We start from the raw sequence: 24,809 nt of genomic DNA, 5'->3' as shown, positions 1-24,809 counted from the left end.
CTGTTATTCTCGTCAATTAATACTCCGCTTTATTTTTCTACTTATTTTCCAGATAATCTTGATTTATGTTTTCCTTTATTCAAATATTTTCAGGTAATGGTGAGCTTTCAGACGAGTTAATAAGTCATTAAATTGATAAGCTCATTAGATAAAATTATTAAACTGGCTAGAAAAGGATGTTATTTCTCCTTATTAGGTATCCGCCAATTCGCATTACCCGCAGTATTAAAACATGCATTAAGAAGGCGATTTATCTGACGCAGGAAAGAAAAATTCAGTCTCAACAATCCCGGTGCCGGGCAGAAAAGGACTCATTCAGGTGTGAGCTTATAAGCTTTAATGAAGTCTTACGGCTTTCCAGAATTCTTGCCCGAAAAATCAAAGCTTCTGGCTACATGCCTGATCTGATTGTTGCCATAGGGAGAGGAGGTTATGTGCCTGGAAGGTTGGTTTCCGATTTTTTACTCTTCAATGACCTTACCTCAATGAAGATTGAACATTACTCAAGAGCTGCGGACATGCGGGAAGAAGCAAGGATAAAATTCCCTATTCCTGTGGAGATAACAGGAAAAAAAATCTTGATTCTCGACGACGTAACCGATACGGGCGAGACGCTTAATCTTGCAGTAGATTACGTTTTAAACCTGAATCCGGCGTCTGTCAGGACTGCAGTGCTCCAGCATAAAATCTCCTCTAATTTCACGCCTGATTTTTATGCCCAGAAGATTATCAAGTGGCGCTGGATCATTTACCCCTGGGCCAGGTATGAGGACCTGGCGGGGTTTGCAGAAAAAATTATTCAGAACTGGACTCTCGATCTCTCTCAAATTATAGCTGAGTTTAAGCACAGGTATGAGCTGGACCTTAAGGAAACTGAACTTTTAGAAATTCTTGAGGATCTTGCTGAAAGGGGTGAGCTTGAAAGCACAGAACTGGATAACAGAAAGTTATGGAGCCTCAAGCAATAGACACTTCAGGAAAAAAGTTCTAATCAAAAAAAATCAGATCTGTCAAATTAACGTATCAATCGAATTAATGTATCAATCGAATTAATGTATCAATTGAATTAACATATTAATCGAATTAACATATCAATCGACTTAACATATCAATCGACTTAACATATCAATCGAATTAACATATCAATCGAATTAACGGACCTGTAGAAGAGACAGCTCCCGCCAATTAATTTACGGGCATCTACGGAATTTCAACCGATGCAAGACAGATGCGCATTCATCCCACGTTTGAAAACGCGGGGATTCGGCTTCGATGTTATAATAAACAGTATGAAATTTGTATTTATGAGGATATGATAAACATACCTCATTTAGAGCTTCAAAATTCCCAGATCAAGGCTCAGGGACACCACTATTGCAACAATTGAAAGCACTGAAATGATAAGGTAATTTGCACGTTCTTTTGATACCGAAAGGCTGCACAGCAGATATTCCAGTCCTTCCAGGTCTTTATCCGAAAGTTTCTGCCGATTCCGGACTTTTTCTAGCAGGTCCAGGTTTTTGACAACGACAAACCTTCTTTTTGCAATATGGTATCTGTGTGTGAAGAACCAGAGGTAACCCACTACTCCAATATACCAGATTGCTTTTCCCCAGAATGCGCTGTAATGATCAGCTATAATTATACTTCTTAACAGGATGGCAGAAATCAACCCTACGTAAAAGTATAAATTGATTACAGGCATCCCATATCTATGGGGGACTTCAAATGTTGGAGTTTCATATTTTAACTCGTTCATGGTTCTTCTACCTGATTACTAAAGTTGTTAATAAATAACTGTAAATAAAGAAAAAGGAGATGCAGTTTAAAGAGCATCTCCGTCTCTTTCTCCAGTTCTTATTCTGACTACGGTTTCTATAGGGGTAACAAATATCTTCCCGTCTCCAATTTCTCCAGTATACGCTGAACTCTGAATAATTTTCACAATATCTTCAATTTTTTCTTCAGGTGCTGCGATCTCTATTTTGGTTTTGGGGAGAAGATCCACACAATATTTCTTACCTCTCCACTGCTGTACGATTCCTTTCTGCTGTCCACGTCCTTTGACATCAGTTACTGTCAGGCTAGGATACCCGGCTTCTTCAAGGGCATCTTTTACCTCATGCAGTTTCATGGGCTTTATTATTGCTTCGATTTTACACATTTTAGTCATGTTAGTCCTCCCTCATCAGGTATTCGGGATACGCTCTGATTCCGTGTTCACTGATATCAAGGCCCATGATTTCTTCTTCTTCTGACACTCTAAGCCCTATTACGGCATCGAGGATTTTGAAGATTATATACGAGATCCCAAATCCCCAGACCATGGTTACCAGTACGGATATAAGCTGGATGAGTAGCAAGCTGATTCCTCCACCGTAGAAGAGTCCAGGTGCTCCAGCAGCATATGTGGCATCTGCAAGAATTCCGTTTCCTATCCCTATAGAAAAGAGCCCTACAGAGATAAGTCCCCAGCTTCCACAATATCCATGCACTGCAATTGCACCTACAGGATCATCCAGTTTCAGTTTGTTTTCATTAAACATGACACCTACATAAATTATTATCCCGGCAACAAGACCAATAACCAGGGCTGCCCAGTTTGATATCGAGCCACAGGGGGCGGTAACTGCTACAAGCCCACCAAGAAGCCCGTTTGCAGTGAGGGAGGGGTCCGGCTTTCCGGTCTTTATCCAGGTAATGATCATGACCGTAAGAGCTCCTGCAGCGGCTGCAAGGAAGGTGTTGACGACTACCAGGTTCATATAAGGATCATTTGCATTGAGGGTACTGCCTCCGTTGAATCCCAGCCACCCGAGAGCCAGGATAAGAGTTCCTAGGAAGGTGATAGTCAGGTTGTGACCTGGAATAGGTACGGGTTTTCCGTTTTTGAATCTCCCTATCCTTGCACCCACAAGAATCACACCAGCAAGGGCAGAATATCCTCCTATTGAGTGTACAACTCCAGAACCGGCAAAGTCATGACTCGCCACTCCTATTGCTTTTACTAGTGGGCTATCGGCACCACTTAAGAGAGCCATATCCGCTCCGCTCCAGATCCAGTGGCCGTATACAGGATAAATTAAGGCTACCATCATGACGCAGTAGACAAGATAAGCCTTAAAATTGGTTCTCTCAGCCATTGCTCCTGAAACTATAGTAGCACCGGTAGCCGCGAAAACCATCTGGAAGAACCACGAGTTCCAGGTTGCATTGTCCGCGCCTGCCAGGAAGAACTGATTGGTTCCTATTAAACCTGCGGCATCAGCTCCATACATTATGCCCCAGCCAACAGCCCAGTAGACGAGAATACCCAGGACAACAGTCATGAAGTTTTTCATAAGGATGTTGGCGGTATTTTTACTTCTCGTAAGCCCCGTTTCCACGAGCGAGAAACCTGCATGCATAAAGAATACCAGTCCACTTGCCAGTAACAACCACATAAACGTTAGTGTGGTCTTTATTTCCTCAATCGAGGCTGCATTTTCGTCAGACGTTACTGCAAAGGCTGGTGAAACCAGTGCTATAAGTAGAACAAACGTAACTATTGATAATTTTTTTATTCTTTCCATCTTTTTCACCATCTTTTTCTTTTGCCTCTTTTTCTTCACCGGAAACCAGTAACCGGTTGACTACTCTATTCTATATATACTTTTCTATTGCTTGCAATAAGTATTACAATGTATATAGAAAAATTAATGAATAAGTTATCTGCCACGCATATCCAGAAATAAGTAAAAGACGTAATTTGTTATGGAAACTAACTCTTAGTTTTGTAGAAAAACGGCTCTTCGCTAGTTCGAATGGGCAACTTGCATTTAGTTTCTAAATGTTAAAGTGGCATATCTCAGATATGAAAACAATTATTGTTGATAATCACATTCAAGCTCTATTTTTTCAGATTTGATCTTAATGCTTTCTAACTAAACAATTTTTTTCAATCCATACAAACCAGCGAAGAGCCGAAAAAACGTTCCGAATCATCTACAAAAAGCTGAAACATACAAACTCAAATTGCATGCGCCTGCGCAAGCCTTAAAGATTGAACATGCTGCCGGAACTCCTGTTCGATTTCTTAAAAATAGTCAAATATCCTTTTGCCAGATTCCCTTAATATGAAGACTGAAATTCCAGTTTGGATACATTTTTTAGCGATTTATTGAATATTTCCTCAAGTGCTAGTGGAATATTTAAAAAGAGTAAATGCACGAAAGAGATAAAAAAACGCGTGAGACTTCGTTTTATTCCCAACATGCTGGACGGTTTTTCTAACTCTTTGTCTCTCAGAGTAATTAAAAAGGAGAAAAGAAAAAGGAATCCGAAAAGGAAAAAAGGAAAAGAGGCAGGAATTTTAAAATGTGTAAGGTCCTTTACATTACTGTTTCAGTGACCAGTTCCCTATCTCCTTTTGAAAAGACTCTGGATACCCGGACTTTCCAGTCTCCATCGGGATTCTCTTTGTCGGCCTGGATGAGGTTATAGCACTGCTTTGTCCTTCCCCTTGTTTTGGAAGAACAGAAGGTGCCTGCATTTACCACAAGCATGTTATTGAGGTTCCAGACCCAGGGAATGTGGCAGTGCCCGCAGAGGACAAGATTTACCTTGCAGCGGTTAAGAAGTTCGAGTACATCGCCTGCATCCACAAGGACAGTATTTTCCCTGCCTGCCAGAGGTATAGGTACAAGGTGATGGTGCATGGCAAAAACCTTGAAATTTTCCCCTGAAAAAGCTTCTTTGATCCAGCCATAGTTTTCCCTGCCCAGATGACCTTCATCAAGATCGGGTTGTGAAGAATCGGCCCCGACAACCGTAACATTCTCAAAATTCCGTGAAAAATACCGGTCTGTGAAGAGGTCTTCAAAGTGCACATATCCTGCATTTTTCGAATCATGGTTTCCCGGGACAAGAATTTTATTTTTACATTCAATCCTGTCAATAAACCGCTTTACTCCATCATATTCTGCTGAAAACCCATTCTCGGTCAGGTCACCTGTAATCACGACAAGGTTCGGTTCCAGCCGGTTTATACCATCAACCATAGACTCTGCAATCTCCGGAACAAAGTACGCATCTGAATAATGGATATCTGAAAGATGTACAATCTGTATAATTTTTCTTCCTCTTATATTCTTAATTTTGTAATATATTGAATCTCTTATATTCAGAGCACAGAAATTCCGTACCATTATATATAGCTATCTCTCAAAATCTACATATTTACAAGTATCTAATTATAATTCATTAAAAAAGACAGTTTACATCTCAAAACCCCATTTATGTACTATAAATATGTACCTAATTATTATTCATGGACAATGTCTATAAAAATTACAAACCTAAATTCTCCGATATGCCCCCAGCTCATTTCATCCCATTTTCTACCAGTCCGGCCGCGCGGCAGACTTCGGCCCCCATCAATTTGTCAAAAAACACCAAAACGGCCCAGTCAGCAGGACCAGAACTTTTCAAATTAGACGGCCTCCAAAAGTATTGACCCGAAACCGTTGCGCCTGTTTATCACAAACCGTTGCGCCTGTTGATCACAAACCGTTGCGCCGGTTTATCACGCCGATAGGGTTTGGGGATAAGGTTATCAGACTCAAACGGTTCCTGGGGTTTTCGGTCAAGCCTTTTTTCAAAAGGGTTGCAGTCAAGCCTTTTCACAAAGGGTTTGCGCTAAGCCTGTTAGCGGTTCGGTTATATTAGGCAAATCAGCCTTCCTGAGCAAGTTAAAAATGTAACTTTTCTTGCCCTTTAAGTAGCCTTATTGGTTCATTTTAGTTTCACTAGCCCATACTTCAGCCCTCTTGAGCGAACGAAGTGAGCGAAAAGGGCCCCGTCCTCCCGAGACGGGACTCGGGTGACGGAACTCGGGTGACGGGACTCGGGCAACAAATAAATTAATAATGAGTTATGACTATTCACCTACGTTTCAGCTTCATCATTACATTTTTCATTTAATTTACCCCACAATTAAGGTGAATTTATGTCATTAGCAAAACTTAGAACACATTATACAGCCGATGTTAAACCCGAAAAAGTTGACAACGGTCAGAAAATTACTTTGGCAGGCTGGGTCCATGAGGTAAGAGACCTCGGAGGGATCTGTTTTGTAGTGCTTCGAGACCGGGAAGGAAAAGCTCAGGTTACTCTCGTAAAGAAAAAGATCGATAAAGAGCTGTTTGATGCTGCAAGAAGGCTTGTACGCGAGTCAGTAATTTCAGTAACCGGCTCTGTTAAATTCGAAGAGAAAGCTCCGAACGGATACGAGCTACTTCCTGAGGAGATCACTGTCCTGAATGCTGCAAATTCTCCATTGCCAATGGATACTACTGGCAAGGTGGCAGCTGAACTGGATACCAGGCTGGACTCGCGGTTCATTGACCTCAGGCGGGCCGAAACTACTGCGGTTTTTAAGATCAGGCACCAGGCTCTCCAGGCTATCAGGGAATACTTTGTAGAAAACGGATTTATCGAAACTGCAACCCCCAAGGTCGTAGCAACTGCAACCGAGGGAGGTACTGCACTTTTCCCGATTACTTACTTTGATAGAGAAGCTTTTTTGAACCAGAGTCCTCAGCTTTTCAAACAAATCCTTATGAGCGGTGGTTTTGACAGGGTCTTTGAGATTGGCCCCATTTTCAGGGCTGAAGAGCACGATACCCGCAGGCACCTGAACGAAGCTACTTCTATTGATGTCGAGGTCAGCTTTGCAGACCACTTCGATGTAATGGAAATCCTTGAAAACCTTGTGGCTTACGTATATGCCCAGGTCATTGAGAAGTGCAAGTCTTCCCTTGAAACACTTGAGGTTGAGCTCAAAGTTCCGAAAACTCCATTCCTTAAGCTTACCTATGACGAAGTAATCGAGATCATAAACGCCCGCTCGGAAGAAAAAATGCACTGGGGAGATGACCTCGGCACATTCGGAGAGCATATTGTGGGCAATTACGTCTACGAGACCACAGGAGAATCTCACTATTTCATTATTGACTGGCCTACTGAGATTAAGCCTTTCTATGCCATGCCTTATGAGGACAGGCCTGAGTTCAGCAAGTCATTTGACATGATGCACCGTACAATGGAACTCTCTTCAGGAGCTCAGCGTATACATATTCCGGATTTACTTAAGAGCCGGATAGAATCACAGGGCCTTAACCCCGAGGGCTTTGAGTTCTACCTTAAAGCTTTCGAATACGGAATGCCTCCACATGCAGGCTGGGGTATGGGCTGCGAACGTTTCATCATGACCATGCTCGGAACCGAGAACATCAGGGACACCGTACTCTTCCCCAGGGACAGGAGAAGACTTTCTCCCTGAAATCCCTTCTTTTTGGAGTTTAAACGTTTCCAGCTTAAACACTTCCAGTTTAAAAATTTCCAGTTTGGACACTTCCAGTTTAAAAATTTCCAGTTTAATCTCCAGTTTAGGAATTTCATAATTTTTTCAGGATTCGAACCGGAAGGGAACATAGTATGACAGAAAGAAATATATCTACCGATTCCCCGGAAAAACGTGCAGCTGGGATCGCTGCATCTCGGATGGTAGAATCGGGAATGGTTGTGGGGCTTGGAACGGGCTCAACAGTTGCATATACAATAAAAGAACTCGGCAGGCGGGTCAGGGAAGAGGGGCTCGAAATCCTGGGCGTTGTTACCTCATACCAGTCTGAAACGCTTGCCATAGAAGCCGGCATCCCTCTGGCCACCCTTGCCCAGCATCCGGAACTGGACATCGCCATTGATGGGGCGGACCAGATCGATTCAAAGCTGTACGCGATCAAAGGCGGGGGAGCGGCCCATACTCGGGAAAAAATAGTATCGACATCTGCAAAGCGTTTTCTGGTCGTAGCTGACGAATCAAAAACGAGCACCCAGCTTGATAAGCCTGTGCCGGTTGAAGTCCTTCCCTTTGCAAAAACCCTTGTGATTAAAAAAATAAAGGAGCTGGGAGGAAAACCTGAGCTGAGGTTAGCTCTGAGAAAAGACGGACCTGTGATAACCGACAATGGAAACTTTGTACTTGATGTAAATTTCGGCGTAATAAACGATCCTGAAGGTCTGGCCCTTCGACTATCTTCAATTCCGGGAGTTGTTGAGCATGGAATTTTTTCCAATGTGGATGAACTCTATATCGGGAAAAAAGATGGATCAGTGGAAATAGTCAGAAAGTGAAAGTAATCAGGAAACATAAACGTTTCACCTTCTTGAATCGGAATATACCCGGTATGTTTTTATAGAAGTATTATCAGTTATTTTCTGATCAAATACTGCTTCATACAGGCAACTGATGAAATCATATTTTCAGGCTGATCTGGGGCTAAAAGCGACTATAGCCAGGACAACTTCAAATTATCAAGTAAAAAAGCTTCGATACATATACTTCATTTTAAGGAGGTTTTGGTTCAGATGGAAAAAGGTGGCCAGCCAATCATAATAGTAGATCCTAGGAAAGAGCAGACAAAGGGAAAAGAAGCGCTCAGCATGAATATTGCGGCTGCAAAGGCAGTGGCCAGTATAGTCAAGAGCACACTCGGACCGAGAGGAATGGACAAGATGCTTGTCAACCCTATCGGGGATATTACAATCACAAATGACGGTGCAACCATTTTACATGATATGTCCATTGAGCACCCGGCAGCCAAGATGGTGGCTGAAGTTGCAGAGTCACTTGAAAGCTCGGCTGGGGACGGGACTACAAGTGCTGTCGTATTTACAGGTAGTCTGCTGGAAAAGGCAGAAAACCTTATTGAGAGTGGAGTCCACCCGACAGTTGTTGTCAAGGGATACAGGCTTGCAGCCGAGAAGGCTGTTGAGATTTTAGAGAACCTGGCAATCTCAACTGCCGAGAACGAAAAGGAGAAGCTTTTAGAAGTTGCCAGAACCTCTATTACGGGCAAAGCTTCTGAAAAGTACGGCCGTTTAATTGCTGAACTCTGCGTGGATGCCGCACTCGCGATTCGTGAAAGGGGAGTCGTTGACCTTAAAGACATTATTCTTTCAAAAGATGTCGGCGGCAAGATCGAAGATACCGAGTTTGTTGAAGGCATTGTAATAGACAAGGTTGCCCTGGACAAGGAATTCCCTCTCAAAATTGTGAATCCTGCAATCGCTCTGATCGATACCTCCATGGAGATTGCCAAGACCACAAACAAAGCAAAACTTCAGATAAATGCATATGGCGATATTGAGGGTTTTGTAAAGCAGGAAGAGGCAGCCCTATTCGAGATGGCAGACTATGTCATCAGGGCAGGGGCAAATGCGGTTTTCTGTTCAAAAGGCATGGATGACAAAATCGCAGCCTACCTGCAAAACCGGGGAATTTATGCAACCCGCAGGGTTAAGAACGATGACATGCAGCACCTTGTAGATGCCACAGGCGGCAGGCCTATCCGCAATATCAAAGAACTGACAAAGAAAGAACTCGGACATGCCGGTCTCCTTGAACAGGACCGGGACGGCGACCAGGGTAAGACCTACCTCAGAGACTGCAAGGGTGCAAAATCCGTATCAATTGTCATCAGGGGCGGTACTGAACACATTGTTGACAACCTTGAACGCGCAATTGACGATGCCCTCAGGGTAGTAAAATGTGCCATCGAAGACGGAAGGATAGTTGCAGGCGGTGGGGCTTCAGAGATCGAAGTCGCACTTGGGCTTCGTGCATATGCCGCCAGCGTAGGCGGACGTGAACAGATGGCAATCAGGACTTTTGCAGATGCCATTGAAGAAATCCCGAGGACAATTGCCAGAAATGCAGGCCTGGACACTATCAACACAATAGTGAACCTCAGGGCAAAGCACGCAGAAAACAAAAACGCAGGCCTGAACATCAATACCGGTGCTGCCGAAGATATGCTTGAAAAAGGCATTGTTGACCCTCTCAGGGTTAAGGTCAACTCTGTCAAAGCAGGTTCCGAAGCCGCAGTGATGGTGCTCCGTGTGGACGATATGCTTCGAGCCCAGAGCTCCGACATGCAGGACGTAAAACCCGAGCATATGGCAAGCACTTATGACGGAATGGCAGCTCCTGCACTTAACATGCGCAGGTAAAAAACAGAACTTTATTAACAGCTACTAAAGCACGGTAAGCACAGAAACTTCTGTGCCCGCCTTTATTTTTGTCTATTTTTTAAGTATTTTGTGTAGTCAATTTTATCTTGTGAACTTTTCTTGTACCCATCTTTAAGTAAAAATGTCATACGTTTTCTAGAGCCTGCTAGAATTGCTAGCTGCGACAGAGTAGGTCATATTGAAAAATCACATTTCTCCGTAAAACCGCAGATAATCTTCCATTGCCTTTTTTGCCTGAGCAGGATACTCTTTTTTCATATATTCAATGAATTCGTCCCTTGATTGAATTTCCTTAAGAACTTCAAGCATGTGGGCGGCAAATTTTCTTGATTCCATGCTTCCTTTTCGAAGTTCAAAAGAAAGGCAGAGGGCCTCTTTAGGAAAATACTTTCTTCTAATCCAGGGAGATACCGAACCGAGGAGCACTCCTTCTTTTAGAATGCTGTAAGCAGGCACTCCTATAAGTTCAAGCCTGTTCTTTCCGGCCAGCTTTTCAATATTTTCGCCGGAATAGGAATGAAGCTCAATGTAAATTTCGGGTTTTAATTCTTCAATCGCCTTGATGATCTTTTTTCCTATTTCGGGATAGTAATCCGGGTTCAGGGTTGAAATATACTTTCCGCAGTCTACAAGTGGGATCAGAGCCAGAGAACCGGTTTTCGGAGGTTCGATTCTCTTCAGGAGTCCAGTTGTATCTTTCCATTCATCTCCGTGAAGGCCTGCAACAAAGAGCCTAACTGGTTTTCCGCGACCGTATATTCTCATTCCGAAATCTGGACACGAATCTGGCCGCGTTTCTATGATTTCTTGCTTGCCGAAAAAAGAATCCTCGGAATTCTCTATTCCGTTGGAGATTTCCTTTCCTTTAGAATTCTCTATTCCGCCTGAATTCTCTATTCCACCTGAATTCTCTATTCTGTCAGTATTCATCAGCTTTGAGACCTCAAAACTCATTTTTTTCGGGCTGATCTTCTGTGAGTGGCTCTTTCTCTTCCGGCAGGGGTTTTCTTGTGACCACATAAATTTCCTGTTTTTTGGGATTAATTACCTGCTGAATTTCAAGTCCAAGGTTCTCGATTTTACTCAGGATCGGTTTTGGGTTCTTCTTTTTCGGAATTTTGATGACCTGAAGCAGTTTTCCTCCGGGTTTCAGCAGAGGCAGCACTCTCGAAAGAGCCTTGATTGAGTCCTCAGGCTCCAGGGTCATATCCGAAAGAATCACATCTACAGGCTCTTCTGAGAGCAAATTCAGAGATATGGTGAAGACATCCCCGAATATTACCTCAACATTTTCCTTTTCATATGCAATCTTTCCAAGTTCGCTCCTGAAGTCTTTGCTGAATTCTATGCCTTTTATATGGCCTACAATTTCGGAAGCAAAAAGAAGAAAGCCGCCTGCGCTGGAGCCAAGGTCAAGCACTTTATCTCCAGGCTTAAGAATCCCGCTTTCCTCCTGAATAAGCTTGAGTTTGAAATAGCCCTGAGGCTGGTCAAGGCCCTCAGTAACGTCGATTATATCATCAGTAGACACGTCTCTGGAGACTTTTGTTACTGCCGTGCCGTTTACCTTAACATTTCCGGCAAGGATAGCCGTCTTGGCTCGTCCCCTTGATTTAAAATAGCCCATATCTACAAGGTATGCATCCAGTCTCATGGGGCATTGTATCGGCAGAGCCTGTATATATAGATAGTATAGATAGCAAATCGGTGAGTGTTGGAATATTCGATTATGGGGAATCCTGGCAATTGTCCTGATTTTTAAAAATGAAAAAGTCATTTATGTGTTTGATTATATACAATGTTCAAGAGCAGGGTTCAAGAGCAGGGCACATACAGAGCTTCGAAATTATTTACAGTTTCAGTATCTATTGTAAAGAAATAGATATATTTTTAAACAATAATTTTTTACTTATTTTGTAATTGAGGCTTATATTCAGGTCTTTATTTCAATACAATGTATTTTTTCAAAATAGGTACTTTTTAAAACGAAGTACTTTTCAAAAAAGGTACTTTTCAACACAAGATATTTCTAACAAATTAAGTGTGCATAATGTGCTGTTTATAACATAATAACAATTATTTGTATGAGTTTATTTTATTGAACTTACTTAACTAACCTCTAATGCTTATGCTTCAGGCATGTGGCTCCATCCTGCAAATCTGGTGAGATAGTGTATCAAAAAATACTTCAAAAATTTACGTCTCTGTTTCCCCTCTGGGCGGTTCTCTTATCGGCCGTTGCATACGTTTATCCTGAGTACTTTGCTCCCCATCAGGGACTTATCGTACCTTTTCTAAGCCTTATTATGCTTGGGATGGGAATCACCCTCTCGGTGGACAGCTTCCTTGCAGTATTGAAGAGACCTTCAGCAGTCATCCTGGGCACCTTGATGCAGTACACAATTATGCCACTTGCAGCCTGGATCGTGTGCCTGGTTCTAAAGCTTCCACCTGATCTGGCTGCGGGCGTGATCCTGCTGGGCTGCTGTCCGGGCGGTACGGCTTCGAATGTGATCTCTTATCTGGCAAAAGCCGATGTGGCTCTTTCAATAGTGCTTACTTCGGTTTCTACCCTTCTCGCTTTTCTGGCAACGCCATTCCTTACCTGGGTTCTTATAGGTCAGACCGTGGAAGTCGATGTCATGGGTATGCTTGTGAGCGTTGTAAATGTGGTAATCGTACCTGTTGTGCTCGGGCTTGCAATCAACCACTTCTTTGAAAAAAAGATAAACGCGGTGAAGGATGTCTTTCCGGCAATCTCAGCCGCAGCCATAGTAATTATCATCGCGGTGATTATAGGGACAAACAGTGCGAACCTTGGAAAGAGCGGTCCGCTGGTACTGCTTGCAGTGATCCTGCATAACGGGCTTGGCCTTGCAGGCGGTTATGGGGTTTCAAAGGCCCTGGGGTTCAGCGAAACCGAAGCAAGGACTATTGCAATCGAGGTAGGAATGCAGAATTCCGGTTTGAGCGTCGCTCTTGCGATAAAACATTTCACAGCAACAGCCGCGCTTCCGGGTGCGATATTTAGTATCTGGCACAACCTGTCCGGAGCTTTCCTTGCAGGACACTGGTCAAAACATAGTGTATCCGTTCCTGATGAAAGTAAGGTGCCTTCCAAAAAGGGCATCCATAGTAAGAAATTGGGGTGAAATCTGGAGATCTCACAAAAAAGATGTTGGAAAGCAGGAAAAAGCCGGTGATCTCACATAAGTTTCCAGGATTTTTCCTGTATCCATTAAATTATCTCATTTTTATCTATTTTCATGGTTTATTTTCTTCTTCTGAATTTCTTTTTTCTCTTTCATTTGGTATGAAAGTGTTTTCAAGTACTTTCATTTCTTTGTGCATGTTATTCAAAGAATATCATGTTCGTTTTTTCCCTTTCTTTTTCTTTGCCAATTTATCATATTGAACAATTTTATATTCCTGTTTTATCCTGAAATTACGTTTTTCAGCCTTCCAGTTTTCCAGGCCACTAAATATGAAAAAGTTTTAAAATTTTGGATATAAGTGACTTTTGTTTCCCATTCAGTTCCAAGCCAGTTGGACGTAGAATTAAAAATCACCAGCTTTAGGACTAGGGTTATTTTTAGTATCAGTAGTTTAAAATAATTATGGGAATAATTATGTTCTATAACGGGAGCAATAGGACTTGTGGACAGCTTGCGGTATGGCAAGATTACAGTTAAAAAGTAGTATCTAAACAGAATTTTGTAGTTAACTTGATCACAACGTCTATTCTGTGTGATTTTGTACTCCAATATGTATCCTATACTTATGTATCCGATACTGCAAGATTAAAGATTTCTATAAAGTTTAAATATAGGAGTTGAAGGGGCATGGAAAAGAAGAGAGTAATAGGTCTGTTCGCTTTTGGCATTGTACTGGTTAACGCTTTAACACTTGTGGCTTTTGGTTCTTCCGAAACCTTGAGGAGTAACATGAGCACTTCAGAAAAGGAAAAAGCTTTCGACCCCGAAAGTATGAATCTCTCAGTAAAACCTGGAGACGACTTCTATGAATATGCTGAGGGAGACTGGATCAAAAACCACCCAGTACCCCCGGATAAGTCCCGATACGGAGCGTTTGCAATAGTAGAAGACAGGACTTATGACCGTGTCAAAGAAATTTTGGAGAGTGCAGCCAGTAATACCTCAGCTCCTGATGGAAGCCTCGAGCAGAAGATTGGCAAGTTCTACAGTATGGGAATGGATAATGCCACTCTGGAAAAGCAGCATCTTGACCCAATCAAAGGCGAGCTGAAGATGATAAACAATATCTCCAGTGATTCCGATCTTCAGTCAGTCTCAACACAAATGATGGAGTACGGCCTGGATCCTTTCTTTTCAATATATGCTGCACCCGACAAGAAGAACAGCAAGATCATGATTGCTACCCTTACTCAGGGAGGGCTAGGCCTTCCAGATAGAGATTTCTATTTCAGACAGGACAATGAATCTATCAAAATCAGAGACCAGTATTTGACTCATGTTACCAGGATGTTTGCCTTCCTCGGCGATAGTCCAGAGGTTGCTGAAAATAATGCCAGGACCGTGATGAGGATGGAGACCAGGCTGGCCAATGCATCCTTTACCAATGTGGAAGACCACGATGAGGTCGAAACGTATAACAAGATGAGCCTTGAGGAGCTTCAGGCCTTTGCACCAGGCATTAACTGGTCCTGCCTTTTTAGCTCTCTGGGTTATCCGGATGTAACCGAGGTCAACGTCAGAAATCCTTCTTTTTTTAAAGAGCTAAGCAGCGCTCTTCAGGACGAGAGCATAGCCGATTGGAAGACTTTCCTGCGCTGGAAGCTGATTTTAGGGACGTCTCCTTACCTGAGCCCCGAAGTAGAGGAGGAGCACTTTGATTTTTATGGACGAAAACTCAATGGCCAGCAGGAGATGAAGCCCCGCTGGAAGAGAGTTATTGAAGCGGAAAATGAGGCTATGGGCGAGGCCGTAGGCCGCATCTATGTGGATAGATATTTTGACCCAGGTTCCAGGGCCAAGATGCAGGATATAGTATTCAACCTGAAAACGGCCTTTGGAGAGAGAATTCAAAACCTGGCATGGATGGAACCTGAAACCAAAAAAGAAGCTCTCAAAAAGCTTGAAGTTCTGGATGTGCAGGTCGGCTACCCGGATGAATGGCTGAACTATTCGGAGCTTGAAGTTAAAAACGATTCATATGCCATGAATATCCTCAGGGCTTCTAAATTCAAGTTCTATCACGGTCCCAGCGGTCTGGATAGAATAGGCCAGCCTGTAAATCGCAAGCTGTGGGAGATGAATCCCCAGGAGACTAACGCCTATGCGGACTACAATAAAATAATTATAGTCTTCCCGGCAGGCATTCTTCAGCCTCCTTTCTTCAATAAGGACGCTGATGATGCTGTTAATTACGGTGCCATAGGTGCTATTATAGGACACGAGATGACTCACCATTTCGACAGCCAGGGAAGAAAGTTCGATGCAAGTGGAAATTTGACGGATTGGTGGACACCAGAAGATGCCAATAACTTCAACAACAGCACGGAGGTTCTGGTGGACGAATATAACAGGTTCGAGGTTTTGCCTGACCTGTACGTCAATGGGGACCTGACCCTGCCTGAGAACGTCGCAGATTTTGGCGGATTGACCGTGGCCTATCACGCTTATAAGCTCTCATTGAAGGAGGATCCGGAAATGATTGATGGATTCACTGGAGACCAGAGGTTCTTTTTAAGCTTCACCCAGTTATGGAGAGAATCGGACACAAACGAATCACTGAGGACGTTAGCACTGACTGATACCCATTCACCAGCCAGGTTCAGGGTCAATGGAGTGGTTTTCAACGTGCCTGAGTTTTACAGGGCGTTCCCGAACGTAAAGCACTCGGATAAACTCTACAGACCAGAAAGTGAGAGGCCGGTGATATGGTAAAATTATCGCTGGAAGCCGTTTCGTTCCTGAAAACGAAATACAGCACCTATGAAAAGTCATGAACCCTGAACGATAGTACCTGTTGGCAGCTCTACTCTGCTTTGAAGTTATGCAGTGAACCTGTGGGAACCCGGCAAAAGATAGGCCACCCCGTTAAGTTATAGTGCTACGATTCCCACATAAATCCATTATTTTGTGAGGATTGTGAGGAATTTGTTCATCGTAGACGGATTTTGAAGTTTGGGTTTATGGATGTAGTCTGGAATCGATGCACCAGAAAGTAATTAAAGTAGTATCGGGAAGAAGAGCAGATCATGGACAAAAAAGTCATAATCCTATCGATTGCTTTTGCGACCATAGCCTGTATTCAGCACTTAATTACAAAAGGCAATATTAATAGGGAAACACTCACGATTGCTATATTAAGTTCAATAATTCTCTCATTTTACTTTACATGGTTTATGCCTGAGCTCAACCTCAGGAAAAGGGACGCGTACTTTCTGACATGCATAACGCTGTTTGTTGTCGCGAGCCTTAACAACTTCATTGAGGCATACTTCTTCACAGATATATTCAATACAACTTTTACTCTGGTAGCCGCCGTAACAGTTTCGTTATTGACCACCTTAATCCAAACGGCTCTTGCAATCTATATTCTGAAACCTGAAGGCAACGTGACTCTGAGAAATGCCATCTGTGAACACGTGAGAGCAAATGAATATTATGTACTGCGTATTATAGCCGCATCCCTTGTCTATTTTCCGGTGTATCTAACATTCGGTCTCATCATATCACCTTTCGTGGTCCCCATATACACAAACTCTCAAAACGGCCTTTCAGTCCCTTCTTTCTCAATTATGTTCCCGCTTGAGCTAGTGAGAGGTGCAATATATGCCATTGTCCTTGCAGCAGTTTTTGCCAGCCTGAAAAAGCAGAAGAACCTGAATTTCAAAGTTGCTGCAACTCTATTATTTATTCCCGGCGCCTTCCTACCGCTCCTTTCAAGTCTCACACAGGCAAATGCATTCAGCCAGGTCGCTCCATACCACATATTCGAAATTCTCGGTGATTCCATAGTTTATGGTTATATAGTATCCCGAATTTTTCATAAAGTTTAATCTCAGAAATTTGTAATCTCAGAAATTTGTAATCTCAGAAATTTGTAATCTCAGAAATTTGCAATTTCAGCCTTGTCTCTACAAGTAAATGATTATGAACATGATTCTGAGCATAAAATTGCTGGCTGTATTTTTGAAATATTAGAAACTCTGGCAACCAGCGTTTAGAAAAACATTTAATTTTGAGTTTTTGAACCGCAGATGTGTATAGCTTTTTGGACCCCCGCGTACTCAACGACCGCGAAGCGGGCGGCCTTTCAGAAAAAAAGGAAGAAAATATTAAATCCGAAAAAGCAGCAATATTATCGTTTTTTCTCACCTTCCCCTCTCTTCTTCTTCTTAATCCTCTCAAGCAAAACCTCCGCCGTTTCATAATCTCTGCCTTCTCTTCTTGCAATCTCAGCTTCCGTCTCTAGTCCCTAGAAAAGAACTTTATTCAAGCATCAGGATTAAATAGAATCTCGAAGGACCAACGCTCTCTCCTCATTCTCTCCTTTTCGAAATTGACATTTTAACTACGTGAATTCTTATTGAACCTAAAACTTAATGTTACCGTAGAAATCTATAATTCTGTCAGAATTACATTTAATAAATTGATTAATTAAAAAAATCATCTAGTCAAAATTCACAAAAATTTGCGAATTCAAAAAGTTATATAAAAATCAAATGAAAATTCTATTAATATAAACAAGCAAGATATCTGGTAATTTAATGAAAAATCTAAATCATAAACAAAGGGCTCTTCTTTACACTATAGACAGACTCCACGAGAGGGACTTATCTTCCAGGTTAATGATAACGAAGAGTCTTTTTTTGTCATCCCACGTAGAAAAAATAGACAAATTAATGAAATTCTATCATTTTTTTCCTCATCATTACGGACCTTTTTCCAATGTTTGCTATGCAGATATCTCCACACTACAAAAAGAGGGCTATATCATAGAAAAGGAAAAGAAAATTGAATTAACCGAAAAAGGGAAAGTAGCCTTGAAAGGAATTGACCAGAAAGCAACATTGAAAATAAATCGGGTTGTTAGAAAATTCGAATCAGAAAAAGAAATTATGGAATACGTATATCGAAAATTTCCTGATTATACCATAAGAAGCAAACTTCTTCCCCCTCAAAAAAATGTAAAATATGATCCTGGCCTTTTCACTATCGGTTACGAAGGAAGAGACATTGACCTTTTCCTTGATATCTTAATTCAGAATGCCATAGATGTTCTTGTTGATGTCAGGAAAAATCCTTTCAGCATGAAATTCGATTTCACAAAAAATAGCCTTAAAAATTATCTCGAAAACTCGGAGATTCGATACCTCCACATCCCCGAACTTGGTATAGAAGGGGAAAAAAGAAAAGACCTTCTCACACTCAAAGATTACGAAAAACTCTTTGAGTACTACGAAAAAACAACAATAAAAAACAATCCCGAGCTTTTAGATAATATTGTGGAATTAGGCCGAAGCCATCGTGTAGCTCTAATGTGCTTCGAAGCCGATGTAAATATGTGCCACCGTGGAGTTATTGCAAGAAATATAGTTCAGAAAGAAAATGTGGAAGTTTTAAATATCTGAAACACATAAAAGCCATGTAAAACTATTATTTTATTTTTTGGAGGTTTTTCCTGATTGAAACAGGAAACCGAGAAAATCGTAGTTCTGGTGAGGGCTACACCAGAAGAAAGTAGAAAGCATGGATATCTTGTATGTGTTGCCGGAATAAATGAGAAAGGAGAATTCAGGAGAGTTTATCCTTTTGAATTTAGCTATGGGGAAAAATTAATTGATTTTAAGAAGAAAGACCGGATAGAAGTTGTCCTGACGGAACCGGATAACGATCAAAGAAGAGAAAGCAGAAAGCAAATCAGTTACAAGAACCTGCATTCCCCTGTTGAGGACGAAGAGCTAAGAAATATACTCCAGTCAAAAGTGAGTTCAATTGAAAAATTAAAAGAAGAAAATGCAAGTCTCGGAGTAGTAAAGCCTGAACTTTTAGACGTAAAGATCAAAATAAATAGCACTGAAATATACGACCGGCAGCAGTATTTCAATTTGATTGGCGATTGTTTGATTGATAAAAGAGAAAAAGTCAAAATGCCTGTTGAGTTAAGATATCATTTCAGGTGCAAAAATGATCCTGCCTGTAAAGGACATCAGACCATCCTCCTCGACTGGGAACTTAACGAACTTGCAAGAAACGTCATGCGGAAAGAAACAGATCCGGCATCCATAAAAGAAAAAATCAGAAATAAATTTTTAGATTCCATGCAGGAAAGAGACCTCTATTTTGTAATGGGAACCCATTTCCGTTTTAAGACCTGGATGATTATAGGAATTTTCTACTTTAAGAAGAAAGACGAAAAGCAAAAGAACCTTTTTGATTTTTGAAAGTTTTTACATATATAGGTATATTGTTTAAATGAAAATTCAAATTGTAAAAAAAGATTATATAGTAGGATGTTTATTTTTTATGAAGAAGGTGAGAGGTAGATTAATGGAAAGAACAGAAGTTTCATCATCGAATATCGAATCAATAGGTTATGATGAAAGTAAAAAAGTATTGGAAATCGAATTTAAAAAAGGAAATATATATCAGTATCAGGGCGTTCCTGATAATATTTTTCAAAATCTTCTTCATGCAAGTTCACATGGAAAATATTTCAATGCGCATATAAAAGACAGATATCCAACAATAAAAATTAGTTAGATAACTTAGACAAAAATTCATTTATTTTATCAGGGATATTTGTTTTATCACAATAATTACCTAACACTTCTCCAAAAATTATTTTGCTGAACTTCTTTCCACTCCCTTGATTTAAAGATTTAAGTTCAGAACTGAACTTTTTATCAGGATTAGAGTTACATTTCGCCCTTAATTTACTTATGTTTTTCAAAGTCCATTTGGATTCGCTAATATCTTTTCCACATTCGGCTAAGTAATTTTTCCAAGACTCATATAGAACATTATCACTAAATGAATCTTCAAATTCTTTTGTTCCTACATTGATTTGCCTATCAGAGTGGATGTTTAGCTCATCGATTAATTTTAAAGTCTCTTCGCTTGCATCATTGTCCTTAACAACGTAAATGCTGTTTTCATCTACTAACTCTAACAACGCTTTTGCAAAACCAGGAATGTTCTTTATCCCTCTTGTATTAATCACCTTAATTAGATCGCTATTTAATGAAACATCATATATTTTTTCGTAAATTCTTGGCAAAAATGATTCTTCTGTTTCACCTTCTACAAGTATAATTTTCTTGGCAAAATATAGGTAAATATTTTCAATTCCAAGTTTTCTTAAGATTTCATCTGAAGTTTCTGGTTCATTCTTTAGAGATTTTATCTTTGTTTCATTCACGTTTTCTTGGACTAATAGACGTATTTGTTTTGGCTTTATAGCATTGATTAAAAAAGGTGAATGAGTAGTTATAATAATTTGGCAGCCTTTTTTACCTAATTCTTTTAATATATTTAATAGCTCTAACTGTGCTTTTACGTGTAAATGTGTGTCAGGTTCGTCTAGTATATACAATTTTGAGTCTTTACACGATTCTTCACATTCCACTTTGTATTCAAGTAATGCCAAAGAAATTCTTCTTTTGGTTCCATCACCCTTTTTTTCAACAGAAATTTCATTTCCATCTTCTAAAAATTTGACTTTTGAATAGATGTTTAGGTTCTTAGGTTCAAACAGAGGTTCAATTTTAATATCAGTAAGTTGATTTAAATACTGTTTTAATTTTTCTTTAATTCCTTTTGATTTAAGGTCTTCAGAAATTGACTTTGAATAATTATCCAATTCTTCTTGAATTATTTCTTTAATTGTTTTCCCATCTGGAATTTTTGTGTCCCAAATATTAGCTTGTTTGTCTTTAAGAAAAACTTCCTTAAAAAAAGATTCCACGTCTTCAAATTGTTTCCCATCAAGTTGAATTTTGTTTAATTCAAAAAAATGCCCATTATTGATGATTATTTCATCTTCAGATAATTTTGAGTTTAATTGATTTTTTAGGGTTTGAACATTGCTATTTGCGCGTACAGTCAATCCAAATTTTTTAGATAAATCTTTGATCTTAAACTCTTGAGTTTCAGTCAAACTCTCTGACGTGGAAGTTAGAAATTCTTTAGTTTTTAAAATAAAATTTTGACTTGGTATTATAATAAAACTAGATTCAGGAAATTTTTCTTTTCTGTATTCTTTTATAAATTCAAAGTCTTCAGTAACTAATTTTACTTTTAGTTCTTCACACCCATAATTAAAGTCATCAAGTTCTAATGCATAATCTTCCGTAAAAAGATTTAAACAGCTAATGATAGAGCTTTTGCCACTGTCATTTTCTCCAACTATCAGAGTAATACTATCTTCAAATGTAATTTTTAAGTTACATAAACACCTAAAACCATCAATTTCTAGCTGTTTAATCTTCATTTTAAGTACTTCCACTAGCAATTGATGTACAGTTACTTCCTAATGTATTTATAGATATTTTAATGTTCTAATTATTTATATTAATGAACTGCAATTGATAGAGTTGAAATATATAATGTCTCAGACTTATCGTTTCTTCCCACATTTCCTCCTTTCCTCCTTTATCCTCTCAAGCAAAACCTCCGCCGTCTCATAATCCCTGCCTTCTTTTTTTGCAATCGCAGCCTCTGTCTCAACAAGTTGACCGGAAAATGCTTTTGCAAGAATGGACTGCCTTAGTTTTTCAGTTTTTCTCCCTTGACGCTTTAACTTTTGCTTCAATCGAGTCAGCAAAGGCAAAGAAAGCATCAACACGCCAGATAATTTCTTGTTTTGCTCGTTTTTCATTAAGAAAAGCCGCTTCGCTTCGCGAGCGGGACAAAAACGACCAGGATACAACAGTAAGGCTGTACTGTTTCAAATTCAAAGTTGTTTTTTCAAACGTACACTTTTATATAATCCTGAACTTACCTTCTGCCATGAGCAACGGTACTGTCAGAGCAAATATTAAAGAAGGACTGAGTGTTGGAATTGTTTTAAAAGCAGACCAGAGAACCGGAAAAATTACTCAGGGCATTGTAAAAAGAATTTTAACCAACTCTTCAACGCATCCACACGGAATAAAAGTGCAGCTAACGGATGGCCAGGTTGGAAGAGTCAAGGAAATTTATTGAAAGCTACAGGACAAATTATAGGGATAAATTAAAGATAGCTTTTTTTAAAAATTGATAACAGTGTGAATTGTTGATGCAGACTTTTCTGGGGATGTAAAATCTGAAAATATTGAGGTTCAAATTGTTCCATATTCTTTGGACTCCACTGATTTGGATGATGAAAATACGGGCGTAACTGAAACCATTGAAATTCCTGAGTGAACAGATAAAGAGAAGGTAAACAGTCTTATTCAGGTGAAAAAAAATTGCTGAATTAAGAGAGAAAAGTGTTCTAGAGAGGAAGTCCCGGTAAAGCTGAAATAAGTCCCGAGTACTCTTTGAAAGTTTCTCACTTCTTTGAAACCATAAGTTTTAAATAAATTACTAAAGTTTTACTCTAAAGCAAATTATTGCTTCCTTGATAAGTGCTTGAGGTTTCAAAGTGAAATGTTATAAGAGCCATTTAGATTTAGACTGCATTTAGCAGACAACACAATTGTTCAGGTAGGAGGAAGGTAAGGAGTATAACCCTTCCCCCTACCTCGGAGGTTGACTTACTCACGCAGGGAAATATGCCAGAAATCCAGCGTGAGTTTTTTACTCAGATGATATATATTATGCATGAAATGTATTTAACTCTTTCTATTTTGTAGCTATGTCTATAACTCTGATCAGTTTTTATTTTAATCCCAATTTTAATCTCAATTTTAATTTCAGTTTAAATTTCAGTTTTAATCTCAGTTTTTACCAGGTAAACATATAAATAAAGTATAATTTTAAATAGTAATCTTAAAGTTCCCTACATATTTTGAAAATTATAGGAAGACTAATATCTGAGTAAACCTATATAAATACTTAAATTTTTCAAATCCAATAATTTTTAACGAATTTTACTGGAAAGGGGTTTTAATATGTTCTCACTGAACGAACAAAAGGCTATTGAACTTGGAGAATCTGGAGAACGAGCAATAAGAGAACAGAATGAATATGATGCGCTCCAATATGCTGAGTACCTCCGGGAATTCGGGCAAGAGTTGCTCGAAGGAAATTTAGAGAAAGATTTAAAGCGAGTCGCTATCTCACTCCGGAATATTGGTAATAAAGCAGTCCAGAAAAAGATCGAGAACGTTGCGTCCACGGCTCTTAGTGACCTTAACTCTCTTTCTGAAGCCGCACTTGACAAGGGCTTTTCCAATGCAATGTGGTCTCTTTCAAAAGCTGTACAGGAAATAGGAAAAGGAGCGGTACAGTTCCAGATGCTTGAATCTGCAAAAATCGCGCTCGATACGCTTAAAATGATAGGGATGGGTGCGGTAGAAAAGAAAATGGAAGTTGTAACCCTCTGGACGACCATGTCAATTGAGGAAATGGCTTATCTTGCAAACCGGCAGCAGCTTGAAGATTTAACCAAGGACGCAAAAGAAGCAAGAGAAGAGATTATAGAATACTCCGAAGCCTCGGGGTTTGTTACAAGGGAACAGATTGAAAAATACCCACAGCTTATCGCCCAGACCGTAAGTCAATTCTCAGAGCTTCAGAACCTTCAACCTGCAGGTTATGCGGCAAAGCCCAATGAGGAATTCACAGAAGAGGAATTCTTTGAGGAAGAGGAAGAAGGAGAGGAGCAGGAGCCTGAAACTGAGGCTGTCAAAAAGGAAATGTGAGCCCGGTAATCAGGAAAAATTAGCCTGAGAATCAGAAAAATGATACTGGTAATCAGGAAAAATTAGCCTGAGAATCAGAAAAATGACACTGGTAATCAGGAAAATTATTCCGGGAAAATTTCTGGCTGCTTACACAGCCGGATGTTTTTTATTATAATTTTTGGAAATTTCCAGAAAACTTTCTATTATTTTCAGCCCATTGGGAGTAAGCACGGATTCGGGGTGGAACTGCAGGCCATAGATTGGATACTTTACATGTTCAACTGCCATAATGCTCCCGTCCTCAGCCCTGGCGGTAACTTTTATCCCGGGCGCAGGCTCCCCAATCTCAAGTGAATGATAACGGCCTGCTTCGAATGGGCCATCAAAGGCTGAAAACAATGCAGAGTCCTCATGCAGGATTTTCGAACTTTTTCCATGCACCGGGCCGACCTTGCTTCTTCGGACGACTCCGCCGAAAGCCACATTGATTGCCTGGTGTCCAAGGCAGACCCCAAGAAGGGGAATTTCCCTGCCCATTTCCCTGATTATGTCTAGGCAATTTCCTATATCCCTGGGGTCTGAAGGATTCCCTGGGCCCGGCGAAATAACCAGAGCATCAGGTTTAATCTCCCTGAGTTCCTCCAGGGAAACCGTATTGGGAAGTACCAGAGTATCTTTTTCGAAATAAGAGATATAATCTACAAGATTCCATACAAAGGAATCCTTGTTGTTTATGAAAACCACTTTCATCTGAAAACACCTCCTGAACTTATCATTTTTAGTTCATTTTCTCCTCTTACCTCTCCTTTAACCTCCCTTTTCATGAAAAGCCCGTTTCCTTGAATTTTATTCGGTAAAACATCCCTGTTTAAACTTCTTTTCATAAATTTCACCCCAGAATCACTTAATAAATTGT

At 40.3% G+C, this 24,809-nt stretch carries 23 protein-coding genes; 13 read left to right on the top strand and 10 right to left on the bottom strand.

Translation table 11 applies throughout. From position 1 onward, the window contains the following. Positions 1–206 precede the first annotated feature (206 nt). Positions 207–968 (top strand): phosphoribosyltransferase, encoded by a 762-nt coding sequence (locus FXW07_RS06180; RefSeq protein WP_346655634.1) that lies wholly within the window; start codon positions 207–209, stop codon positions 966–968. Between the two features lie 362 nt (positions 969–1,330). On the opposite strand, the gene FXW07_RS06175 is transcribed toward FXW07_RS06180, so the two are convergent. From FXW07_RS06175 to FXW07_RS06160, 4 genes are all read right to left on the bottom strand, one after another. Next, complete coding sequence (locus FXW07_RS06175) at positions 1,331–1,759, bottom strand: hypothetical protein (RefSeq protein ID WP_048120981.1); 429 nt, start codon at positions 1,757–1,759, stop codon at positions 1,331–1,333. 66 nt (positions 1,760–1,825) lie between these two features. Further along, on the bottom strand, positions 1,826–2,164 hold the full coding sequence (locus FXW07_RS06170; protein WP_229394718.1) for a P-II family nitrogen regulator: 339 nt from the start codon (positions 2,162–2,164) through the stop codon (positions 1,826–1,828). Positions 2,165–2,174: 10 nt separating this feature from the next. Next, positions 2,175–3,584 (bottom strand): ammonium transporter, encoded by a 1,410-nt coding sequence (locus FXW07_RS06165; RefSeq protein ID WP_229394675.1) that lies wholly within the window; start codon positions 3,582–3,584, stop codon positions 2,175–2,177. Between the two features lie 786 nt (positions 3,585–4,370). Then, on the bottom strand, positions 4,371–5,108 hold the full coding sequence (locus FXW07_RS06160; RefSeq protein WP_084626126.1) for a metallophosphoesterase: 738 nt from the start codon (positions 5,106–5,108) through the stop codon (positions 4,371–4,373). 382 nt (positions 5,109–5,490) lie between these two features. Here FXW07_RS06160 and FXW07_RS06155 point away from each other — a divergent pair, with 382 nt between their 5' ends. From FXW07_RS06155 to thsA, 4 genes are all read left to right on the top strand, one after another. Then, complete coding sequence (locus tag FXW07_RS06155; RefSeq protein ID WP_229394674.1) at positions 5,491–5,706, top strand: hypothetical protein; 216 nt, start codon at positions 5,491–5,493, stop codon at positions 5,704–5,706. A gap of 280 nt (positions 5,707–5,986) precedes the next feature. Then, complete coding sequence (gene aspS / locus FXW07_RS06150; RefSeq protein WP_229394673.1) at positions 5,987–7,321, top strand: aspartate--tRNA(Asn) ligase; 1,335 nt, start codon at positions 5,987–5,989, stop codon at positions 7,319–7,321. A 155-nt stretch (positions 7,322–7,476) separates the two neighbouring features. Further along, positions 7,477–8,175 carry a ribose 5-phosphate isomerase A gene (gene rpiA / locus FXW07_RS06145; protein ID WP_229394672.1) on the top strand — a complete coding sequence of 233 codons (699 nt, stop codon included), beginning with the start codon at positions 7,477–7,479 and terminating at the stop codon, positions 8,173–8,175. A gap of 234 nt (positions 8,176–8,409) precedes the next feature. Next, complete coding sequence (thsA, locus tag FXW07_RS06140) at positions 8,410–10,053, top strand: thermosome subunit alpha (protein ID WP_229394671.1); 1,644 nt, start codon at positions 8,410–8,412, stop codon at positions 10,051–10,053. A 207-nt stretch (positions 10,054–10,260) separates the two neighbouring features. Here the strand turns inward: thsA and FXW07_RS06135 are convergent, their stop codons facing one another. Both FXW07_RS06135 and FXW07_RS06130 read right to left on the bottom strand, forming a co-directional pair. Continuing rightward, positions 10,261–11,004: a DUF2119 domain-containing protein gene (locus tag FXW07_RS06135; protein WP_346655632.1), complete on the bottom strand. Its 744-nt coding sequence runs from the start codon at positions 11,002–11,004 to the stop codon at positions 10,261–10,263. Between the two features lie 13 nt (positions 11,005–11,017). After that, positions 11,018–11,728, bottom strand: a complete 711-nt coding sequence (locus tag FXW07_RS06130; RefSeq protein WP_229394670.1) for a S4 domain-containing protein — start codon at positions 11,726–11,728, stop codon at positions 11,018–11,020. A 517-nt stretch (positions 11,729–12,245) separates the two neighbouring features. Between FXW07_RS06130 and FXW07_RS06125 the strand changes: the two genes are divergently transcribed. From FXW07_RS06125 to FXW07_RS06100, 6 genes are all read left to right on the top strand, one after another. Beyond that, positions 12,246–13,226, top strand: coding sequence for a bile acid:sodium symporter family protein (locus tag FXW07_RS06125; RefSeq protein WP_346655631.1), 981 nt, complete (start codon positions 12,246–12,248; stop codon positions 13,224–13,226). 690 nt (positions 13,227–13,916) lie between these two features. After that, on the top strand, positions 13,917–16,001 hold the full coding sequence (locus FXW07_RS06120) for a M13 family metallopeptidase (protein ID WP_229394669.1): 2,085 nt from the start codon (positions 13,917–13,919) through the stop codon (positions 15,999–16,001). A gap of 314 nt (positions 16,002–16,315) precedes the next feature. Continuing rightward, entirely contained in the window at positions 16,316–17,119 is an 804-nt protein-coding gene (locus FXW07_RS06115) for a hypothetical protein (RefSeq protein ID WP_229394668.1), read from the top strand. A gap of 711 nt (positions 17,120–17,830) precedes the next feature. Next, complete coding sequence (locus tag FXW07_RS06110; protein ID WP_229394667.1) at positions 17,831–18,694, top strand: DUF488 family protein; 864 nt, start codon at positions 17,831–17,833, stop codon at positions 18,692–18,694. Between the two features lie 54 nt (positions 18,695–18,748). Continuing rightward, positions 18,749–19,507: a hypothetical protein gene (locus FXW07_RS06105; protein WP_229394666.1), complete on the top strand. Its 759-nt coding sequence runs from the start codon at positions 18,749–18,751 to the stop codon at positions 19,505–19,507. A gap of 106 nt (positions 19,508–19,613) precedes the next feature. Beyond that, a complete protein-coding gene (locus FXW07_RS06100; RefSeq protein WP_229394665.1) occupies positions 19,614–19,826 on the top strand; it encodes a KTSC domain-containing protein in 213 nt (70 codons plus the stop codon). On the opposite strand, the gene FXW07_RS06095 is transcribed toward FXW07_RS06100, so the two are convergent. Then, complete coding sequence (locus FXW07_RS06095; protein ID WP_229394664.1) at positions 19,819–21,555, bottom strand: AAA family ATPase; 1,737 nt, start codon at positions 21,553–21,555, stop codon at positions 19,819–19,821. The two genes, FXW07_RS06100 and FXW07_RS06095, sit on opposite strands and share 8 nt — an antisense overlap. 126 nt (positions 21,556–21,681) lie before the next feature. Continuing rightward, on the bottom strand, positions 21,682–21,942 hold the full coding sequence (locus FXW07_RS06090; protein WP_229394663.1) for a hypothetical protein: 261 nt from the start codon (positions 21,940–21,942) through the stop codon (positions 21,682–21,684). Between the two features lie 131 nt (positions 21,943–22,073). Between FXW07_RS06090 and FXW07_RS06085 the strand changes: the two genes are divergently transcribed. Together FXW07_RS06085 and FXW07_RS06080 are read left to right on the top strand one after the other, a co-directional pair. Further along, a complete protein-coding gene (locus tag FXW07_RS06085) occupies positions 22,074–22,268 on the top strand; it encodes a YwbE family protein (RefSeq protein WP_229394662.1) in 195 nt (64 codons plus the stop codon). 890 nt (positions 22,269–23,158) lie between these two features. Beyond that, complete coding sequence (locus FXW07_RS06080; protein WP_229394661.1) at positions 23,159–23,911, top strand: hypothetical protein; 753 nt, start codon at positions 23,159–23,161, stop codon at positions 23,909–23,911. Positions 23,912–24,040: 129 nt separating this feature from the next. Here FXW07_RS06080 and FXW07_RS06075 read toward each other — a convergent pair whose 3' ends face one another. Next, positions 24,041–24,643: an aminodeoxychorismate/anthranilate synthase component II gene (locus FXW07_RS06075; RefSeq protein WP_048121013.1), complete on the bottom strand. Its 603-nt coding sequence runs from the start codon at positions 24,641–24,643 to the stop codon at positions 24,041–24,043. Then, on the bottom strand, positions 24,640–24,777 hold the full coding sequence (locus FXW07_RS06070; protein ID WP_229394660.1) for a hypothetical protein: 138 nt from the start codon (positions 24,775–24,777) through the stop codon (positions 24,640–24,642). The genes FXW07_RS06075 and FXW07_RS06070 overlap by 4 nt, the downstream gene beginning before the upstream one ends. Positions 24,778–24,809: the final 32 nt, after the last annotated feature.

The organism is Methanosarcina sp. DH1 (assembly GCF_020804205.1).
Lineage (GTDB): Archaea > Halobacteriota > Methanosarcinia > Methanosarcinales > Methanosarcinaceae > Methanosarcina > Methanosarcina vacuolata.
Note: the sequence above shows the minus strand (reverse complement) of the source record. Positions and strands in the feature narration are given on the sequence as shown.

What these genes read in the sequence shown, in the direction of transcription:
- FXW07_RS06175 (WP_048120981.1), bottom strand. Translation starts at nt 1,759, where the DNA reads ATGAACGAGTTAAAATATGAAACTCCAACATTTGAAGTCCCCCATAGA.
- FXW07_RS06170 (WP_229394718.1), bottom strand. Translation starts at nt 2,164, where the DNA reads ATGTGTAAAATCGAAGCAATAATAAAGCCCATGAAACTGCATGAGGTA.
- FXW07_RS06165 (WP_229394675.1), bottom strand. Translation starts at nt 3,584, where the DNA reads ATGGTGAAAAAGATGGAAAGAATAAAAAAATTATCAATAGTTACGTTT.
- aspS (WP_229394673.1), top strand. Translation starts at nt 5,987, where the DNA reads ATGTCATTAGCAAAACTTAGAACACATTATACAGCCGATGTTAAACCC.
- rpiA (WP_229394672.1), top strand. Translation starts at nt 7,477, where the DNA reads ATGACAGAAAGAAATATATCTACCGATTCCCCGGAAAAACGTGCAGCT.
- thsA (WP_229394671.1), top strand. Translation starts at nt 8,410, where the DNA reads ATGGAAAAAGGTGGCCAGCCAATCATAATAGTAGATCCTAGGAAAGAG.
- FXW07_RS06135 (WP_346655632.1), bottom strand. Translation starts at nt 11,004, where the DNA reads ATGAATACTGACAGAATAGAGAATTCAGGTGGAATAGAGAATTCAGGC.
- FXW07_RS06130 (WP_229394670.1), bottom strand. Translation starts at nt 11,728, where the DNA reads ATGAGACTGGATGCATACCTTGTAGATATGGGCTATTTTAAATCAAGG.
- FXW07_RS06120 (WP_229394669.1), top strand. Translation starts at nt 13,917, where the DNA reads ATGGAAAAGAAGAGAGTAATAGGTCTGTTCGCTTTTGGCATTGTACTG.
- FXW07_RS06115 (WP_229394668.1), top strand. Translation starts at nt 16,316, where the DNA reads ATGGACAAAAAAGTCATAATCCTATCGATTGCTTTTGCGACCATAGCC.
- FXW07_RS06110 (WP_229394667.1), top strand. Translation starts at nt 17,831, where the DNA reads ATGAAAAATCTAAATCATAAACAAAGGGCTCTTCTTTACACTATAGAC.
- FXW07_RS06100 (WP_229394665.1), top strand. Translation starts at nt 19,614, where the DNA reads ATGGAAAGAACAGAAGTTTCATCATCGAATATCGAATCAATAGGTTAT.
- FXW07_RS06095 (WP_229394664.1), bottom strand. Translation starts at nt 21,555, where the DNA reads ATGAAGATTAAACAGCTAGAAATTGATGGTTTTAGGTGTTTATGTAAC.
- FXW07_RS06090 (WP_229394663.1), bottom strand. Translation starts at nt 21,942, where the DNA reads ATGAAAAACGAGCAAAACAAGAAATTATCTGGCGTGTTGATGCTTTCT.
- FXW07_RS06085 (WP_229394662.1), top strand. Translation starts at nt 22,074, where the DNA reads ATGAGCAACGGTACTGTCAGAGCAAATATTAAAGAAGGACTGAGTGTT.
- FXW07_RS06080 (WP_229394661.1), top strand. Translation starts at nt 23,159, where the DNA reads ATGTTCTCACTGAACGAACAAAAGGCTATTGAACTTGGAGAATCTGGA.
- FXW07_RS06075 (WP_048121013.1), bottom strand. Translation starts at nt 24,643, where the DNA reads ATGAAAGTGGTTTTCATAAACAACAAGGATTCCTTTGTATGGAATCTT.
- FXW07_RS06070 (WP_229394660.1), bottom strand. Translation starts at nt 24,777, where the DNA reads ATGAAAAGAAGTTTAAACAGGGATGTTTTACCGAATAAAATTCAAGGA.